Source organism: Paenibacillus sp. FSL M7-1046 (genome assembly GCF_038007405.1).
Classification (GTDB): Bacteria; Bacillota; Bacilli; order Paenibacillales; family Paenibacillaceae; genus Paenibacillus_AQ.
Genome location: NZ_JBBOXB010000001.1, coordinates 2,756,302 through 2,775,550, shown reverse-complemented (window position 1 = coordinate 2,775,550; position 19,249 = coordinate 2,756,302). Strand labels below are relative to the sequence as shown.

General features: G+C 50.6%; 11 protein-coding genes. 3 read left to right on the top strand and 8 right to left on the bottom strand.

Annotation, left to right across the window (positions count from 1 at the left end):
• The first annotated feature begins 76 nt into the window (after positions 1-76).
• Positions 77-2,014 carry an LTA synthase family protein gene (locus tag NYE29_RS12130; protein WP_340896160.1) on the top strand — a complete coding sequence of 646 codons (1,938 nt, stop codon included), beginning with the start codon at positions 77-79 and terminating at the stop codon, positions 2,012-2,014.
• An 85-nt stretch (positions 2,015-2,099) separates the two neighbouring features.
• Here NYE29_RS12130 and NYE29_RS12125 read toward each other — a convergent pair whose 3' ends face one another.
• Entirely contained in the window at positions 2,100-2,531 is a 432-nt protein-coding gene (locus tag NYE29_RS12125) for a MarR family winged helix-turn-helix transcriptional regulator (RefSeq protein ID WP_340896158.1), read from the bottom strand.
• Between the two features lie 247 nt (positions 2,532-2,778).
• Here NYE29_RS12125 and NYE29_RS12120 point away from each other — a divergent pair, with 247 nt between their 5' ends.
• Positions 2,779-4,473: a methyl-accepting chemotaxis protein gene (locus NYE29_RS12120; protein WP_076109707.1), complete on the top strand. Its 1,695-nt coding sequence runs from the start codon at positions 2,779-2,781 to the stop codon at positions 4,471-4,473.
• 242 nt (positions 4,474-4,715) lie between these two features.
• Here the strand turns inward: NYE29_RS12120 and NYE29_RS12115 are convergent, their stop codons facing one another.
• The 5 genes from NYE29_RS12115 to NYE29_RS12095 form a co-directional block, all read right to left on the bottom strand.
• Positions 4,716-6,725 (bottom strand): putative bifunctional diguanylate cyclase/phosphodiesterase, encoded by a 2,010-nt coding sequence (locus tag NYE29_RS12115; RefSeq protein WP_340896156.1) that lies wholly within the window; start codon positions 6,723-6,725, stop codon positions 4,716-4,718.
• Positions 6,726-6,955: 230 nt separating this feature from the next.
• The gene (locus tag NYE29_RS12110; protein WP_340896155.1) at positions 6,956-8,614 is read right to left on the bottom strand and encodes a hypothetical protein; all 1,659 of its coding nucleotides are present in this window, start codon (positions 8,612-8,614) and stop codon (positions 6,956-6,958) included.
• Positions 8,607-9,407 carry an ABC transporter ATP-binding protein gene (locus NYE29_RS12105; protein ID WP_038597612.1) on the bottom strand — a complete coding sequence of 267 codons (801 nt, stop codon included), beginning with the start codon at positions 9,405-9,407 and terminating at the stop codon, positions 8,607-8,609. Before NYE29_RS12105 ends, NYE29_RS12110 begins: the two co-directional genes overlap by 8 nt.
• A 292-nt stretch (positions 9,408-9,699) precedes the next feature.
• Positions 9,700-13,416: an S-layer homology domain-containing protein gene (locus NYE29_RS12100; protein ID WP_340896154.1), complete on the bottom strand. Its 3,717-nt coding sequence runs from the start codon at positions 13,414-13,416 to the stop codon at positions 9,700-9,702.
• 72 nt (positions 13,417-13,488) lie between these two features.
• Positions 13,489-14,289, bottom strand: a complete 801-nt coding sequence (locus tag NYE29_RS12095) for a hypothetical protein (RefSeq protein ID WP_340896153.1) — start codon at positions 14,287-14,289, stop codon at positions 13,489-13,491.
• A 507-nt stretch (positions 14,290-14,796) separates the two neighbouring features.
• Between NYE29_RS12095 and NYE29_RS12090 the strand changes: the two genes are divergently transcribed.
• Positions 14,797-16,161, top strand: coding sequence for a dicarboxylate/amino acid:cation symporter (locus NYE29_RS12090; RefSeq protein ID WP_179091696.1), 1,365 nt, complete (start codon positions 14,797-14,799; stop codon positions 16,159-16,161).
• Positions 16,162-16,335: 174 nt separating this feature from the next.
• Here NYE29_RS12090 and ltrA read toward each other — a convergent pair whose 3' ends face one another.
• Positions 16,336-17,628: a group II intron reverse transcriptase/maturase gene (gene ltrA / locus NYE29_RS12085; protein ID WP_076108940.1), complete on the bottom strand. Its 1,293-nt coding sequence runs from the start codon at positions 17,626-17,628 to the stop codon at positions 16,336-16,338.
• A gap of 599 nt (positions 17,629-18,227) precedes the next feature.
• Positions 18,228-19,220 carry a Gfo/Idh/MocA family protein gene (locus NYE29_RS12080; protein ID WP_340896152.1) on the bottom strand — a complete coding sequence of 331 codons (993 nt, stop codon included), beginning with the start codon at positions 19,218-19,220 and terminating at the stop codon, positions 18,228-18,230.
• Positions 19,221-19,249: the final 29 nt, after the last annotated feature.

Genomic DNA, 19,249 nt, shown 5'->3' with positions numbered 1-19,249 from the left:
TACGACGATTCTGATTTTTGACATTCCTCCACCAGCACTGCATAATAAGTTCTATTAATATGGAATTCTTTTGTCTATGCGCTGCGTCCTCCTAGCCGGGAAACGGCGTTTCATCTTGCAGAAAGAAGGCGAAGCTGTGTCATCCCTTACTATTAAACGGTGGTTGGTTAAACCATTTGTATTCTTCACTATCATCTTCATTCTCAAAAGCTGTCTGGCTTGGGGTGTAATCTTTGGAGATTTATTGCCTTGGAAAACAATATTAACCGAAATTCCTTTTGTCTGGGCGCTTTTTTGCCTTATTGAGCGTTTTGCCTCCAAACGGAAGCTTGGTTATTATATGACCGTCAATCTGCTCGTTACCGCGATCTTTTTCGCCGCTATTATGTACTTTAAATATTACGGAGTAATTGTCACTTACCATGCGGCAGAGCAGGTGAACCAAGTCACTGCTGTCCGCAACAGCGTATTTTCACTGATGGACCCGTACTATCTGCTGATATTTGCCGACATTATCATCCTGGGCATCTATTTCTTCTTCAATAAGAAGGGCCGGACGTATAAAAAGGATAATATTAACCGCTGTGACCACCGCCGCAACGGCAAACTTTCCTTCAGTGTGCTGTTCGCCGTTTCCTTCGCACTCTGCTTGTTCAATATACTGCCCAATAAGGCCAGTATGAATGAGATCAAGAAAGCGCAGGAGATGGGTATCCTCAATTATGAGGCTTATACCATTTTTGCTCAAGATAAAACCGAGCTTGTGAACGCCAGTGAGATTACGCAGGATGCTATCAACAAGCTAAAGGGAATTGATCCCGCAGCCGTCTCCCCGCTTCAGGGTGCTGCTAAAGGCAAGAACCTGATCATCATTCAGCTCGAGTCCTTCCAGAGCTTTCTGATGGGGCTAAAAGTGGACGGCCTTGAAATTACGCCGAACCTGAACCGTTTAATGGATAACAGCCTTTATTTCCCTAACTTCTACCAGATGGTGGGGCAGGGAAATACCTCGGATGCGGAGTTCGTTGTTAACTCTTCTTACTATATTCCGCCGCAAGGTGCGGCTACGATGGCGTATGTCGACAAGGATCTGCCAAGTCTGCCGAAATTGCTGCAGGCCAACGGATATCAGACAGCCACCTTCCATACGAATGATGTGGAATTCTGGAACCGCGGTGAGCTCTATAGTTCACTGGGCTGGGAGCAATATTACGACCATAAGTTCTTCGGCGATGAAGATACCTTCTTCTTCGGTTCTTCCGACGAAGTGCTCTACCGCCGGTCTGCCGAGAAGCTGAAAGAAATGGATGACAGCAGCAAGCCGTTTTATGCTCAGGTCATTTCCATGTCAGCGCACCATCCGTTCACCATTCCGGCAGAGAAATATCAAATGAAACTGCCTGAACGTTATGAGGGCACCTTTGTCGGAGATTATATCCGTTCGCAGAATTATGCCGACTATGCTTTCGGACAATTTGTTGAAGAGCTCAAAGCAAGTGGCGTCTGGGACAACAGTCTGATCATGATCTACGGAGACCATATGGGACTGCCGATTTATTCACTGGACCATGATGACAAAGAACTGATGACTGAAATATACGGACATGAATATGAATATTCCGATATGCTCAATATTCCGCTAATCATTCATGCGGGAGACAGCCTCAAGCCACAAACTCTGCAACAAGTTGGCGGAGAAATTGATATTATGCCAACGGCTGCCAGCCTGCTGGGTGTCTCCATGGCGAACAATATCCACTTTGGCCAGGACTTGCTCAGCCAGACATACAATCTGCTGCCGCAGCGTTATTATTTGCCAACCGGCTCTTTCATCGCCAGCTCCGGGCTGTTGATCCCCGGGAACAGCTTTGAAGACAATACGCAATATAAACTGGCTGCCGGAGGGAAAACTCCTGCCGGTACCGAAGATGAATATACCAATGCTTTGCGGTTGCGCCAGCTGTCAGACAGCTATGTGACCCAATTGCCGGATAAAAAGACCGCCGTAGAATAACACAGGCGGATTAAGCAGCAGTACAGAAAGAGCCGCGCTCCCATTTGGAGCGCAGCTCTTTCTGTATCCCTCAGGCCAATCACCGTTATCGTTCCTGCTGCTCAAGGAACCGGTAATAGTCCGCGAAGTTCTGCAGTTCCTCCGGCTTCAGGATTGATAAATGCTCGGCAAGCAGCAGCAGCGAACGGTACTGCGCTTCCTCTAGCAGCTCCTGGCCTTTGGCTGTAAGAGTCACAATAACTGCTCTACGGTCATTCTCATCCGGCTCGCGTGCGATAAGTCCCAGCGCTTCTAACCGGTCCAGCATAACTGTAACCGCACTGGACTTCACCTCAAGCTTATCGGCCAGTTGGATCACCCGTGCTTTTTTCTCCTGTGCGATCATGCGCAAAAGTCCGAATTGCGGCACGGTTAGACCAATTTCTTTATGCAATGACATCTGTGAAGTGATTTTACGCTGCACCCTCCACATAGACAATCCTAAGGCTTCAATCAACGGATCGATTTGTTGCGGCATCCCTTTCAGCTCCCAATCCGTTAGTCCTGACTTAAGCGTACCATTTCGGAAGGTGATGATTCAATGCTTTTGTCTTTTTGGACATGATCAGAGTCATTGCAAAAGTGATTTTTTTAGGAAAACTCTGCATTTTTCGACACAAAAATACTACATTCTAGCTACTGCTCTAAGAGCCGCGATACGCTATAATCGTAGCAGTGAACAGTAATTCACTGAATACATTTAGTCAGGGCTGGTGGTACGAGTCATGAAATTGGCAACAAAATTAACTTGGATGATGCTCATTGTGTTACTTCTTGTCGGATCATCCATCGGGTTCTTCGGATACCGCGCGGCTTACAGACAAGTGGATGAAGCTGCAGGTATCGAACTGGTAGGTTGTGCGAACATTACTACCGGCCTAGTAGATCCCGCTGACATATCGGCACTGGTGTCAGGTGACAGCAGCAAGGTGGCCGCTGTAGAAGACCGGATCAGCTGGATTATTAACCATAAACCGATTTTCAAGGAAGCATTCATCCTATCCTTGGACGGTACTGTGCTTGCCGCAGACAAAAGCTTCAAAGAAAGAGGCTATAAAGCCGGTGACACTTTCTATTTTTCGGATAAAGATAAAGAAATGATTACTACCATGAAGCATTCCGCATACTCCAAAGTTTATACATATCAAGGCACCTCCCTCAAAACCGGGTACGGCCCCATTTATCAGGATCATGACCCCACGAAGCCCATTATCGCACTTATGGCCATCAATTTTGACGGCCCGCTGATTCAGACGCGTACGAGGGACATCATCGTTCAGCCTTTCATTATCGGCGCATCCATACTGGTAGTAGCTATTATTGCCGCGTATTTGGCCATCCGGCGCATGGTTAGACCGCTCACCAAACTATCCAGTTCAGTTAACAACGTGGCTAAGGGCGACTTGACCCGTGAGCCGCTCCTGTTCAAGAGCAAGGATGAAATCGGCACCTTGGCCCGTGACTTTAACGAAATGACGTCGAGCCTGCGCTACCTCATCACCCAGGTCAATGACACCTCCATGCTGGTGGCCTCTTCCTCCCAGGAACTCTCATCAAGCGCGCAGGAAACGAACCGGGCCGGAGAGTACAGTGTCAATGTCACCCTTGAGCTTGCCGATGGGGCCCATACGCAGCTGGACAATTTGGAAGGAAGCTATAAAGCTGTGCAGGACATGTCCCGTTTTATTACCGAGATTGCCGACAATGCGGACAGTGCCATGAATAATGCTGCCAGCAATGCACTGAAGGCCCGGACAGGCCGGGAAGCGATGGATTCCACCACCTCGCAGATGCAGGTAGTCAGCGGAAGCATTACCAATTTGTCTGCTATTATTGATACGCTGGCCAGTCATTCCAAGGAAATTGAGAGTATCGTCAGTACGATCGCCAGCATCGCTGAAGAAACCAACCTGCTGTCATTGAATGCAGCGATAGAAGCCGCCCGTGCCGGTGAAGAGGGCCGCGGCTTTGCCGTAGTTGCCGGATCCGTCCGCAAGCTTGCTGAACGCTCAGCTAAATCAGCCGGTCAAATTGGCGATTTGGTCAGTCTCATTGTAAATCAGATGGACAAGGCCGGAGAAACCATGAGACGTTCCACGGATGAAATGCAGCAGGGCAGAGAAATGATCATGTCTGCCGGGCAATCCTTCTCCGAGATAGAGGTTTCCGTCTCTGATATGTCTTCCCAAAGCCAGCAGATTTCGGAGACTGTCCGTGAACTGGCGCTGATCTCCGACGGGCTCGTGACCGCAATCCAGAATATTGTTGCAGTATCAAATCAGACTGCTGAAGGCGCCGAGACGTTATCCGCCTCCTCCCAGGAGCAGCTTGCAGCTATGCAAGAGGTTGAGTCTTCCGCTGCGTTCCTTTCTTCACTTGCTGAGAAGCTGCAGGTGCTGGTGGAGAACTTCAAAATCTAATTCTAAAAAAGCAGCAAGTCTCAACAAGAGACTCGCTGCTTTTTTAATGCAACAGACTAAACAAGTGGAAACGGCTTCGCCGTCCTCAAAGGACGGTATCCGTTTCAGCGAGAAATAGAAGGATAATTTATAGCGTGAAGCATATAAGTTCTTATCTTTGAACAAGAGGCTGGCCATCCTGTTTCCCAGTGATGACCAGCCTCTTGTATAATACATCGAGCGATATAAAGTTTATGTAGCGTCTAAGCTGTATTTTCTATAAACCATTGACCCAGTTCGTGAACTGGCATCGGACGGCCGTAATAGAAACCCTGCATTACCCGGCAGCCGAGGGATTGCAGCAGTTCTATCTGTTCGGTTGTTTCTACGCCTTCGGCGACAACCTCCATATTGAGGTTGCTGGCAATCGCAATAATATTGCTGATAATCGCTTTTTTCGAATGCATTTTGCTTTTGCGGATAAAGACCTGATCAATCTTAAGCGTATTGACCGGAATCTCATCCAGATTACCGAGTGAAGAGAACCCTGTACCGAAATCATCAAGCGACACACGCACCCCGAGATTCCGCAGCTTGGAGAGCTGTGCTACCGTCTCCTCCATATTGTTCATTGCAATGGATTCCGTGATCTCCAGTTCGAGGAAATGCGGCTCCAGACCAGAACGCGTAAGCGCCTCTTCCACCACATCATACAGGCCTCCTCCTTCAAACATCCGGGCAGACATATTGATGGATACAGGAACATTCGCTACCTCAGCCCTGTGCCACAGCATATTCTGGCCGCATACATCATGCAGCATCCAGTACGTAATCGGCACGATAAGGCCCGTCTCTTCGGCAATCGGTATAAACTCTGCCGGAGAGATGATCCCATGCTCCGGATGCCTCCAGCGCAGCAGTGCCTCCAGTCCAACAGTGACGTTCATAAATGAATCCCACTTCGGCTGATAAACCACCATAAATTCCGAGCGGGCCAGCGCCTTGCGCAAATCCTTCTCCAGTGACATCCGCCGCAGCTGGTGGCGGTTCATCTCCTGGTCGAACACACTGAATTTATTTTTGCCGGAGTCCTTGGAGGTGTACAGCGCGGTATCCGCGGCTTTCATCAGCGCAGAGCGGTCCGTGCCATGTACGGGAGCCAGGCTGATTCCGACACTCGCTGTAACATACAGCTCATTGCCCTTAATGCTGTAGGACTTCTTAACCTCCCGCAATACATGCTCTGCCATGTCCTGAGCATTCTCTAATGTACAATCCGGCAGCGCAATCAGAAATTCATCGCCACCCATCCGAAAAACCTTGCCTTGGCAGCCTACACAATACATCAGCCTGTCTGCAACCTCCTGCAGCAGCTCATCGCCGATGTCATGTCCCAGCGTGTCGTTAATCGACTTGAACCGGTCCAGATCGACAAAAAACACCGCACCCGAGTTCACCCCAAAGAACTCATCCAGAAAGTAACGCTCCAGTCCATGCCGGTTCGGCAGCTCGGTCAAAGGATCATGATAGGCCATCTTTTCCAGAACATGCCGGTCCAGAAACACGGCGCCTCCAGAAATAGCGAGCATAAACAGAGTTACCAGCGATACCCCTGTCAACAGAATGAAATCCGTCTCCATCAGAAAGGGCTTAGCCCCAAGCCAGCTGTTGAGCTCGAAGCGGCTTGTACCCAGGCTGATATAATGCATTCCGGTTACCGCAAACCCGATGAACAGCGAGGAGCAGAGCTTCCAGGCACTGAAGCCGGTGTAATCCTTAAACTTGCGAAACAGAAATACAGCGATGTAAGAAGCCAGAAGAGCAATCATCATAGATATGCCCTGAGCCATTGGCTCATAGTGAAGTCTGCCGTCCATCTCCATAGAGGACATTCCGACATAATGCATGGCGGAAATTCCGCCGCCCAGAATGAAGCCGGAGGCCAGCAGTCTGAGCAGCCGCTGGCGGGATGCTACCGCAATCCCCAGGGCCAGAAAACTGGAAAGGATGCTGATCAGCAGGGACAACACCGCTCTGCCCGGATGATAACCGACTTCAAACGGCAGGCGGCTGGCCATAATGCCGACAAAATGCATCGCCCAGATTCCGCTGCCCAGCACACATGCCCCCGACAGCAGCCACAAACGCCGGATCTTGCCCGTAGAATGGGAAACCTGTGAAATCAGATTAAGCGCTGAATAGGCCGCGGTTGCCGCCAGCGCGAAAGATAGCAAAACAATCCAAATGTTATAGTGGATTCCCATTTGATCCATAGTTGACCTCTTCACCGGTTATATTATCATTATCGCTGTCATGTATTCTCAAGTATAAAATCAATATACGAGTATCAGATAAACGGAAGAGTGTGTAAAGATTATAGGTGATCCCTGAGAACTAACTTTAGGTGTATTCTACCTTTTATTTGGAAATCTGTCTAAGTAAATACTGGAACTTGAACCCCTTTTTTAAGGATGGCAAAAAATGTCCATATTTGCCTGCTGCCTCAAGCGCCGAGAGTTGGGAGCTTCCCGTTCCGCGGAGCGGCTTGGGGGAAGGAAACATGCCAAACCCACCAATTTAGAGCTGTCAAAATTACCAAATAGATGTAAATCCCCGGAAAGAACAAGGTGAACACATAATGAACCCCGGCAAACCCCATTAATATAAACAGCAGAGCAATGGAAATCCCTTTGTAATCACTCTGCTTGGCGGCTTCATATTTCTCGGAGAAGGGCAGCGCCTGCGGCATCATGCGATAGCAGATGACGGTATACAGCAGCGAGGCCAGCAGCACAGCGAACAAATCCACAATGATCTGGCCTCCGAACAGCCAGACGAATACCGCTCCTTCCAAGACAAACAATGGCAGCATCAGCCGCAGCAGCACCGCCTTTAGCATCCCGCGGTACACCGCGGCCGTCCCGGGCAATGGAATAGCTTTATAAATCCATGCGCCCTTATAGCTGGCCGAATAACGCAGCATTTGCACGGCAGTCAGCACCAGCATTGCACTGAGATAAACAAACAGGTAGGTTTTGGAGCCTCTGACCGCCTCCATGTCTCCGCTCCATACCTGGTTGAATATAAAGATAAAGGGCAAGACCAGCGACAATCCTATGGACGGGTATACCTTCAGCTTGAAATCCCGTTCGTTTTTCATCATGGACCAGGTAAACCGGAAGAACATCCCCTCTTCCTTGTTCCGGCATACAATCGCAGACAACCGCCGGGACAAGCGTCCATTATCTTTGCCCGCAGCGCCCTGCTCCGCCAGCTTCTGCAGACTCCGTTCGAATGTCGGCATCAGCTTGATGTATGCCGCAAGCAGTACCAGCGGCACCACAAGGCCAAGCAGTGCCAGCTCCGCAAGATGGGCACTCTTTTTCCCGGCAATCAGCAGCTCAAACGGAGCAGAGAACCAGATCGGGGCGAACAGAAAATTCCACCAGGCCGCTTTAAAAGTAACGCCCAGCTCAGTGATGTTGAACAAGCGGGAAATCAGCTGGGCGCCCACGGTAACTCCAATGGATAAAATGATCTGGACATAGTTGATGATGTCCTTGAGCTTTTCCCCGTCAAAGACCCTTAGGATCAATAAATAGAGCAGCGCGGTAAACACAAGGATAAAGCAGTCCATCAGAATGACTGCAGCAGCGTACAGCAGGAAGAAGGGAACTCCCTGGATAAATATCGAAACAATCAGTGACGGTCCCGTAAACGTCAGCGTGACTGTCAGCAAATAAATGAGAATATGCAGGCTCTTCGCCATGCTTAAGGTCCGGCGGTTCACCGGCTTGGAGAACAAAATATTCTTGTCGCGCAGATCCAGCATGACCGAGGAGAAGTCGGAGATCAGTGTTGTCATAATCATGAACATAACCACACTAAACAGCATACTCATCATCAGGATATAATTCCCCTTGGGAATAACGATGAAAATCATCATCAAACCGATCAGTAAATAAAACCACTGCACCCGGAACGGCGAACCCTCGGTCTCCTGCTTATTGTTCTGTGATCCCGCAAATACCGTCGGCGTCCGCCTTCCGTCCATGGTCAGCTTTACTTGAAGAATGTTGCGCAGCATACCATAATCGACACCGATTCTCTTGAAGCCTCCCTGCAGCCGGTCAAGCAGCTTCAATACAAAGAAATCATTCATGCGGAGCACCCTCAGCAATGACCGCTACAAATTCACCGGCAATATCCCGGTACTGGTCAAATCCGGTCAGCTGATTGAAGATCTCCTCCAGCGAGCCTTCCCTGTTCTGCTCCTTCAACTGCGAGAAGCTGCCGTCTGCTACGATATCTCCCCCGTCGATCAGGATGATCCGGCTGCTGATCTTCTCTACCACATCCATAATGTGCGAGGAATAGAAGATGGTCTTGCCCCGTGCCGCAAGTGAGGCGAAGATTTCCTTAACGATCATTACACTGTTGGCATCCAGCCCGCTGAGCGGTTCATCAAGAAATAAGATGTCGGGATCATGCAGCATGCTGGAAATCAGCAGCACCTTTTGCTTCATCCCTTTGGAGTAGGAGGCGATACGCATGTCGTAAGCCCTCTCCAGGTTTAAAAGACCCATCAGCCTTTCCGCTTTCTCATCAGCATCCTTCTGCTTCATGCCGTACAGTTCGCCGATGAATGTCAGGTACTCCCTGGCGGTCAGGCTGTCATACAGCTCTGCGACCTCCGGCACATAGCCGATCCGCCTTTTGTAGGCAGTGTCTCCGTCAGCGATGTCTCGGCCAAAAATTTTCACCGTACCGTTGTAACCCTCCACCAGTCCGAGCATGATCTTGACCGTGGTGCTCTTGCCCGCCCCGTTGGGTCCGATATAGCCAATGATTTGCCCCCGGTGAACCTCCAGATCGATTCCCCGCAGCACCATTCTGTCACTGTAATTCATCCATAAGCCGGATATTGAGATGACCGGCTCTTCCAATAGCCCCATTGTTAATCTCCTTTCGAGTCGACTGTCCTTTAAATCATTAAGACAAACTTTCAATACTATTCCTATTCTATCAAATTTTACAACGTTCCTCATGTGAGCAATCGCAACAAACTAACCCTACAAAGTAGGGTTTTGGCTTTGAAAGCAACACAGCACCTTTGCGAGGCCCTGAAAACTTATACATTCACGAAAAAAAGGAGCGGCTACAGGGCCGCCCCTTATAATGACTCGTATTTATGCTAGCAGAATAGGACATTAACCGATTCCGGTTTTCTATTGCAGCGCAGTCTTTCTACTTGGATAGCAGATTATAAATAACCTGCGCCGCTTGCGCCCGGGTCGAAGGGTCGAGCGGATGTATTCTTCCGTTAGCCCCCTCGACAATACCGCGTTCCACTAGTGCATTCAGTGCTTCCTGAGCGTAGCCTGCAACATCAGCTGCATCGCTGAAGCCGGCCAGCTCCTTGCCTGAGTTCTTCCCGGGAAGTTCTCCCAGAGCTTCAAGGGCACGGTACAGCAGCGTGAACAGCTCCTGACGCGTGATATAGCTATCCGGCTTGAACTCATTGTTGCCGGAACCGGAGGCAATGCCCAGCCGTTTGGCAGCGGCCAGATAGTCGCTGTAGTACGTCTTCCCTGCATCGCTGAAATTGCCTTCAGCTCCCGCTTCCGGCGCAATGCCGTAAGCCTTAAGCAGCAGAACGATAAACTGGCCTCTGGTGATGTTGTCATTCGGGCTGTAGCTGTTGCCGGCAGTACCTGAAGTGATTTCTCTTGCTGCCAAGAAGCTTACAGCATTGTTATACCAGGCGGTGGCAGCAATATCGGCAAAACTGACCTTGTTATAGGCAATGATATATTGCGAGAAATGGGTGGTCACAAATTCCACCGCTCCCGCAGCCGCATTGTATTTGCCCCGGACAATATCCAGACCACCGGCACTGGTGATGTTGTAAACAATAATGGAGTTTGCTTCTTCACCTGCCTGCAGCTTGTAAGGAAGGCTGAGCTGCACTTTGCCTCCGCCGAAGACAGCCACCTTGCTGTCTCCTGCTTGAACTGTCAGATCATACACCGGTCTGTCGCCGAGCACAGCCTTACCTTCTTCGGTTAAGGATACTTTGGCAATTCTGATGACAATGTTCCCGGCATCGGCGGCTGCGCTGATGCTTGCCACCGCAGTGGAATCAAAGGTGATCTGCCCAACGTTCTCGACATTAATCGTAAGTCTGGCATTCGTGCCGGAAGCTACTTCATTAAATGCGCTTCTTGGAATGCTGAGTTCAGTGGTCTTGGTACCCGTACCTGCTGCAATCTTGATTTCCAGAACAGCCTTCTTTCCTTGCGCTTCCGCAGCCTTGGCGCTGCTGACAAGGCCTGCCACCGCATCGGCAGTAACAGCAGCTGTGGTCACGCCAGTAGCATCGTCAGTTTTAACCGATGCGGTTGCAACTGTAGTCACTGTATCTCCGGATGTTGTCGCAGAAGGGGCTGGACTCGTGCTTGGTACCGGCACAACCGGTGCTCCACCGCCGCTCCCGCCGCCCGAACCTGTTGCCGGCACATAGGCTGGTACGACAACATTGGTATCCGGGCTTGGCTTATAGCCCAGCTTGCCAGCAGTTCTGACGTTATAGGTTCCAGCGGCCAGACCCGTGATTTCTTTATCCGTTGCCGGAATGTAGACGGATGCCGTCGACAGCTTGTATTCCAGTGCTGTCGTTGTGCCTGTAATCACTCCGTTCTTGTTCTCGGAGGAGGTAGGCGCTATGCCGGCCAGACCGGTTGGCGCAGTCTGTTCCTGAAGGTTGCCGGGGACAACTACATCGGCCGCCGGGCTTGCTGCATAACCCTCTTTGGCCGGATATCTTACGTTGTACACGCCCGGTATCAACCCGGTGGTCTCTCCGTCTCCCGCGTAGACATATTCCGTAACGGTGGACAGCTTGATCTGCAATTGCTTGGTGGTCCCTGTGATCTTCCCGTCTTTATTCTCCCAGGTAGTCGGCTTCACTCCTGCCAGGCCGGTAGGTGCCGCCTGTCTGTCTGTGAAGGCCGGAACGGCAACACTAGCCTCAGGGCTTGCCGCAATTCCTTCCTTAGCCGCATATCTTACCTGATAGATACCCGGTATAAGATGTACAGGCGATACATCCTTGGCATACGTATATTCCGTAACCGTTGCCAGTCTGTATTCCAGCGATTGCAGCTCTTCCGCGCTCAGCGCTCCCTTGGCACCGCTGATCTGTCCATCGGCGTTCGCCGCAGTTGTCGGCGGCAATCCCTTTAACCCTGCAGGGGCGGCCTGCTCTCCGGGCAAGGGCACAACCACTTCTACCGCTTCTCCCGCAGCGTATGGAATGGCCGTGGTTCCTTCCGGCTTAATAATAGGACCTTGGAAACCCGCAGTGGCTTTATATCTTACCAGATAAATTCCCGGCTCCAGTCCCGAAATCGTATCGCCTGCGACAGATTGATATTCATAGACGGAATCCTGCACACTCTTGTATTTGTATTCCAGCTGGCTGTTGGCTCCTCTGATGGTGCCGTCTGCGGTGCCGTACAGTCCGGCAGGCACAGCCTCCAATCGGGAGTACAAAGTATTCAAAGCTTGAATGGTATTTTTGTACCTGGAGCCGTCGGAATAACCGCTGCTTACATAACCCGACTGGATATTCGTCCAGGAGTACATCAGCTCCACGTGCCCCAGAATAGGAGCCTTTGCTCCAGCCGCATCTTTGTTGTCTTTATTGTACGTGAAGAGATACGGCACTTGAAGTCTGTCGCCTGTGACTGTCTCGTTCAGATCATTAACATAACTGATCACAGAAGGTTTAGCCGCCTGATTATTTTCTGTCTTGATATTGGTGAGATAGGTATCCACCAGATCCACGTAGAGATTGGCATACGGATGATTGCTCGTTCTAATCTGCAGCTCATTGTTATTATGCGGATTGGCCCGTCCGTTGGTTCCCGTATTATTACCGGGCTCAGCTACCGTCAGCCCCGAATCGAGCTTCGTATCAAAGAAATAGATCTTGTCTATATGGTGCGCGATCGCTTGTTCATTGATATATTTGATGATTGCCTGGGTATTCGGGCACCAGGAACCCCCAAACAGCAGGGCATAATTGCCGTCACTGGCCAGAATCTGCTTCAGCTGATGATAGGTCACATGCTCAAGCACCAGATTTTTGTCCTCCGGAGTAAAAATAATATTTCCATTGTTCTCTCCGGCGTAATTCCGGTTAAATGCCGATTTAATATACTCGGATTCATTGATCACACTGTAAGTGGAAGCAGCCTTAAACACCTGTCTGACAGAGTTTTTATAAGCATCGACCTTGGCTGGATCAAGCTGGCCGCTTGTCTGAAATTGTTCCCAAGACCCACCGTCTTTCAGATAGGAAACAATAGGCGCGCTGTTGCCTTGTCCATCCTTATGATCCTTGTTGTACAGGAACAAGAACGGAGCATCAATCTTGTTGGCAGAAACAGTCTCGCCAGTTGCATTCACATAGCTGACGTTGTGTTCCCGGTCGGTTTTGTCATACAGCGAAAGATTCTTCAAATATTTGTTGACCAGATCAACGTATTTATAGGCATACGGATTATTGCTGTCTGCGATATCAAGAGTGGCCCCGTCCAGCTTGGTGTCAAAATTATAGATCGTGGGAACGTTGATCCCGGTTTCCTTGGCTACCTCATTAATGAACCCGATATTGGCCTGGGTCTCCTCGCTCCAAGTGCCGCCAACCAGCACAGCATAAGTACCCTCACTCTCAAACAGATTGACGATATCTTCATATGTAGCGGTCTTGTACACATGATTACGGTCATTCAGGCGGGGATAATTCTCATAAAAATAATTATATGTGCTGACCGTTCCGGAACCGCTGAGCGGAAGAACCGCTTCAGCCCCTGCCTTGCCGGGGTTAACCGGCAAGACGAGCAGCGCAGCCGCCAAAAGCGGCGTAAGGATTTTTTTCAGTGTTTGCTGTCTTTTCATTAGCGCACCTCAACTTTATCTTTTTCTGTACTTGCAATACCAAGCTTCAGGAGTCTAAAAGAAAAAAACAGCTTAAGGGCAAACTTCCTCTTCAGCAGCCGGGGCAGACGCAGGATTGCTCACAGCCGGTGCTGCTGCCGGTGCGCTGGCCGCTTGGGATGAGGATGTGCCGGCAGCAGCTTCTGACGCCGGAGCAGTTGTGTTCGCCTTGACTACCTCAGTTGTCGAGAATGTCACCTTCTTCGCGGCAGGCTGTTCAGCAGCCGGAGCGGCTGTAGCTGCAGCCTGTACTTCAGCAGCCGGTTTCACCGTTTCGGCCTTGGACGCTGCAGTTGCTTGCGGAGCCGCAGTTGCCTTTGGAGCTGCGGCCGTTTTAGGTGCCACGGCCGCTTTAGGAGCAGCAGCTACGGTGTTGGCTTCAGCCTTGGCAGTTGCCTGGGGCTGCGGCTCTTTAGCCGCAGGAGCGGCAGTTGCCTTAGCTTGAACAACCTCCGCCTTGGCCTGAACTACCTCTTGCGCCTTGGCCGGAGCGGACGGCTTGCTCGCTTCAGTTGCTGCCGGCTCAGTCGCCGGTGCTGCTGTCGGTGCTGCTGTCGCTGCGGCCTGCGCTGTATCGGCAGCCCCGCCTGCAGCCTTGTCTGCAGCTGCCGCCTGAACCGGTGCTGCAGTGGCAGCTGCCGTCTCTACAGACTGAGCAGGCCCGGTTGCTGCCGGTGCAGCGGCCTGAGTCTCACTACTGCCGGCCGCTGTTTTCACAACAGCCGGTGCTGCTGCCGCCTCAGCACTATTGTCTTGCTTCGCTGTCACAGCCGCATAAGTCAGAGCTGAGAAAATCAAAGTTGCTGCTACTACGGATACAGTGAGCTTTTTCATAAATGGTAACCATCCTTTTCTCTGGCCCGGTGCAGTGTACTTAAGTTCATACGCCCGCCCCTTGGCCTGTTCTAATGTTGGACTATCGAATTGGGTACACCTATCGCTCATTACCTTTCTTTAGATTTTTGGCAAAAAAAATAGAGCTTCAATACAGTGCAATAGCAAGCACTGATTGAACCTCTGGTCGTCCAGTCGATTCCCGTCTGCAAATCCTCAACAGCAAAAAGTTATCCTGTGATGTGATTGATATCATGTTAATAAGGGATCACTTTCTTGTCAATCCCCAAATTATATTTTTCTCATCGTTTTTGTTGGAATTAAACATTACCACCTCGAATATAATAGCTTAACTAAAGAAAACTGGGGGGATATTAGGACTACGACACAACGTAAATTTACAATTCTTATCTTTTAGAAAAGGATTGACAGTACAGCGGAACTTCCAGTATATTTATCCCACATTAATTCTTACATAACTAATTGGATTAGGGGGGATTATTAAAAATGTCTATCGACAACAACTTGATCACCGCCATCGAAAGCAACTGGTATGGCTTTGTTGTATCGATTTTTGTATTCGGGGTACTCTTCCTTTTGGCCCGCAAGCGCGTCGGGTTTGGTACGCGGGTCATTGTAGCCCTGGCAATTGGTCTGGTCGTCGGCATTCTTTTTCAGAATCTGGAGTTTGACACCAAGGCTATCACCACCTTCGGCAGCATCTATGTCAGCCTGATCCGCATGCTGGTCGTCCCGTTGGTCTTCGTTCTGGTGCTTAACAGTATTGCATCGCTGACCAATCTGGAGTATTTGCGTAAAATCGGGTTCAAGACCTTTGCCTGGTTCCTTGGAACAACGGGTATTGCTTCAATAATAGGTCTACTGGTTGCACTGCTGTTCAACCCGGGAAGCGGCATTCAGCAGGATGTGCCCGCCGACTTCACCGCCCGTGAAATTCCGACCTTCTCCCAGGTCATTCTTGACCTTGTACCTTCCAACCCGATCAATGAAGCGGCTGAAGGCAAGGTTGTGCCAGTGCTTATCTTTGCAATCTTCCTTGCAGTGGCCATCATCAAGATCGGATCGAAAAATGCAGAGTCCGTGAAGCCTGTGCGTGACCTCATTCAATCGCTGACACTGGTGCTGCATCAGGTCGTTAAATTCATCATCCGGCTGACGCCTTACGGTGTATTTGCACTCATCGCCGGCATCACTGCCCGCTACGGCTGGGAAACGCTGCAGGAGCTGGGAAGTGTAATTATAACCTCCTATGTCGCACTGATTATCCATTTTGTGCTGGTGTTTGGCGGGCTCGTATTTTTTGTGGCCAAAGTCAATCCGCTGCGCTTCTTCCGCAAAATATATCCGACCGTTGCCGTGGCCTTTACGACCAGAAGCAGCTACGCAGTACTTCCGGTTAATCTTGAGGTTATTACAAAACGGCTGCATGTTTCTCCCCGGATCGCCAGCTTTGTCGCTCCCCTCGGGGCGTCAGTCAACTTCAACGGCTGCGGCGGGATCTGGCCGGCCATTGTCGCTGTCTTCACTGCACAGGTATTCGGAATAGATCTTGGCTTGACCGACTATATTCTGCTAGTCTTTGTCAGCATCATTTCCTCCATCGGAGTTGCCGGTGTGCCCGGACCCGCAGTGATCTCGACAACCGTCGTACTTACCGCACTAGGCCTGCCGCTCGAGGGTATCGCAATCGTCGCCGGTGTGGAAGCGCTGATCGACATGGGCCGTACAGCTGTAAATGCTACCGGAACAACCGTCACCGCCCTGTTGGTGGCCAACTCCGAAGGAGAGTTCGACCGGGATGCCTTCAATAACGACAACGACGAAGATGAGCTTATTGCATCCGCCGTATAATTCACTGCCTGCGGTATCCGTTTCAGCGAGAAATAGAAGGATAATTTATAGCGTGAAACATATAAATTCTCTAGAGTAAAGGGCTGGGTTCAAAACCAGCCCCTCCTCATCAAACCGTACGTGAGGTTTTCCCTCATACGGCTTTCCGATGTTCGTCATTCATGGGCATGCAGGTTACAACAGCGTTTTTAGTCCATATTGCATGGCTAAGTATTTGACCTCCGACCGTGATCCCCTCCATCTTCTGCGTTGTCTTTTCTTGGCGTACCACCGGTTTAATCGCTGCAAAGTATACCAATCCAACTTGGCTAACCTCTTTTGACTGTAGTTCGTGTAGTAATAGTTTCTCCATCCTTGAATCTTTGGATTGAGCCATTCTACATGTTCCGCGAACGATCTCGAACGCATGCTGGGTGGTGACAGTCTTTCCTTGACTACCCCTCGAATACGCTCCTCCGCCTTTTTCGTTAGCCACTGCTGCGTGGTGGTGTACACCTTGCCTTGGGAGGTTTCTGCTTTGGTTTTCCGGTGATGCATCCCTAAGAAGTCGAATCCTTCGTCTCCTGTCCACAGTCCTACAATGCGGGTTTTGGTCGGGTGTAGGGTCAACTCCAGACGCTCCATAATTTTACGTATAAGTTCATACGCATGGTCGGCGTCCTTCTTGGTTTTGCAGACCACCACAAGATCATCTGCATACCTCGTGAGTTCACCTATTCCGCTCCCGTGTTTCTCCCACAGTCGGTCGAAATAGTTCAGATAGATATTCGCCAAAAGCGGTGAAATGACTCCACCCTGCGGTGTTCCTAAATCGGAACGCCTTACGGTTCCTTCTTCCATGACTCCCGCCTGAAGCCACTTCCGTATTAACTTCAGGGTCCGCCTGTCATTGATACGCATCTGTACTAATTTCATAAGCTTCTCTTGATTAATATTGTCGAAATAGCCTTGGATATCCACATCGACTACCCAATTTCCTTTGCGGTTGCAGGCTTTCCGGATTCGTTCCAGCGCTCCTTTTGCACTTCGCTTCGGGCGAAATCCGAAGGATACTTCCTCAAAATCCGCTTCAAAGATGGGTTCAATCACGAGTTTCGTTGCCATCTGTAGGACTCGGTCGCGCACGGTGGGTATGCCCAGCGGCCTTGGCTTCCCATCCTTCTTCGGGATATAGTGTCGCCGTACGGGCTGCGGGTGGTAGGTGCCTTCTTTCAATTCTCGCTCACAGTCCTTGAGGAATCTCGTTTCTCCTTGTTCCTCGATATCTGCTAGCGTCACGGCATCTACTCCTGCGGCTCCCTTGTTGGCTTTTACTCGTTTCCACGCTTCACACAGGATGTCCCACCGGTAGACTTTGTCATATAGTGCATGGAATTTACGCTTGTTGTTCTCCTTGGCCGCATGACCTAGCTTTTCTTGGAGTTCTTGAACTTTTTCCTTGGGTGTCGTTAGCCGTTTGGCATTCACTCACTCGTACCTCCTCCAAAAGCATAAACAAAGCAGGGCTCCTTCCCTCCCTAAGGTTATGTTGTCCTTAGGTTCTTCGGTACTATGAGCCCCTCGGACTCCCTTCCTGCAGACGATTCACTTCGTCTTTTGGACTTATAGAATGCCTCTTTACGGTTTCCTAAAAAAAAATCCCGTGCAGGGGAGGGTCTCCCCAGTTCACTGCACGATCTTTCAGCCCATGCCGTTCCCTATACGCCGGAGGGTTCTTCGCTGCTGCTCCAAGTTCTGTACAGCTTCCTTGGCCTTCGTCCAAAGACACGAGACTCGGCTCCCTCTCTTCCCCTTTGCAGGGCCTTTTTGACGACGCGGCAGGATTCACTTGATGTTGCGGCCTGGGGTGTTGCTCGCCCTGCCTCTGACCGGACTTTTGTCGATGCGCTTTTACACACAGATTTCGCCATATGCAAGCATCCTAGCTACCAAGGTGGCTTGGTCCCTCCTTGGGTTGGACTTTCACCAACTAGATCATGCGTGCTTCTGGGCACGCTATCTTTCCAAAAAAACGGCTGCGCCGTCCTTGAACAGGACAGCACAGCCGTTTGTGTGTACAACAAAACTTACAGCAGAATCCGTTCCCTCCGGCGGGCAGAATCGAGGCAGGTCTCAATCAGCCGCATATTCAGCACCGGATCATCTGCAGCTACTCTGGGCTTAGCCCCTGAAACGGCTGCCGCAAAATTATCGGCCTGCCAGACATAAGGATTTGCGCCGGTGGCTTCGATCACCTTCGCTTCGCCGCCCGTATGCAGGATGAATTCCGCATCTTCAAATCTCGCATTGAACGGCATCGGAATTTCAATCCGGCCTTCCGTGCCGAGCACTTCCAGCAGCTGGCGGTTGTAGGCCCACATCCCACAGTCGAAGATCAGGCTTACTCCGCCTGGAAACTCAACCAGACCCGAAGCCATCATATCCACATTATCATGCTCCGGGGAGAAAATCGCTTGTACCGTTACCGCTTCCGGCTCCGCAGCGAACAGCATACGCGCCGCGCTGAGCGGGTAACAGCCGACATCGTACAAAGAGCCCCCGCCCCAAGCCGATTTAAACCGGATATTTGTCGTATCCCCGGCATCATTATATGTAAATGTTCCGCGGATCGAACGCAGTTCACCGATTTCTCCCCGGGCGATAATGTCCTGCAGCTCGGCAATCCGCGGATGATGCCGGTACATGTAGGCCTCAGCCAGATGAACACCGGCCTTCCGGCATGCATCTACCATCTCTGCCGCCTCAGCACTGTTAAGCGCAATAGGCTTCTCACAGAGCACATGCTTGCCAGCTTCCGCAGCGCGGATGACCCATTCCCGGTGAAGATGATTCGGAAGCGGAATATAGACCGCATCAATCTCCTGGTCCGCAAGCAGCTCCTCATAACTACCGTAGGCCTTCTCTATTCCAAACTCGGCAGCCACGGCACTGCTTTTCTCCAGTCCACGGCTCGCTACTGCTGCGATGATGCCGGATTCCGATTCCTGAATTGCCGGCATGACGGAATTTGTGGCAATCTGGGCACATCCCATAATTCCCCAACGAAGTTTCTGCGCCATAGATGTACACCTTCCTTGTATTAGATTGT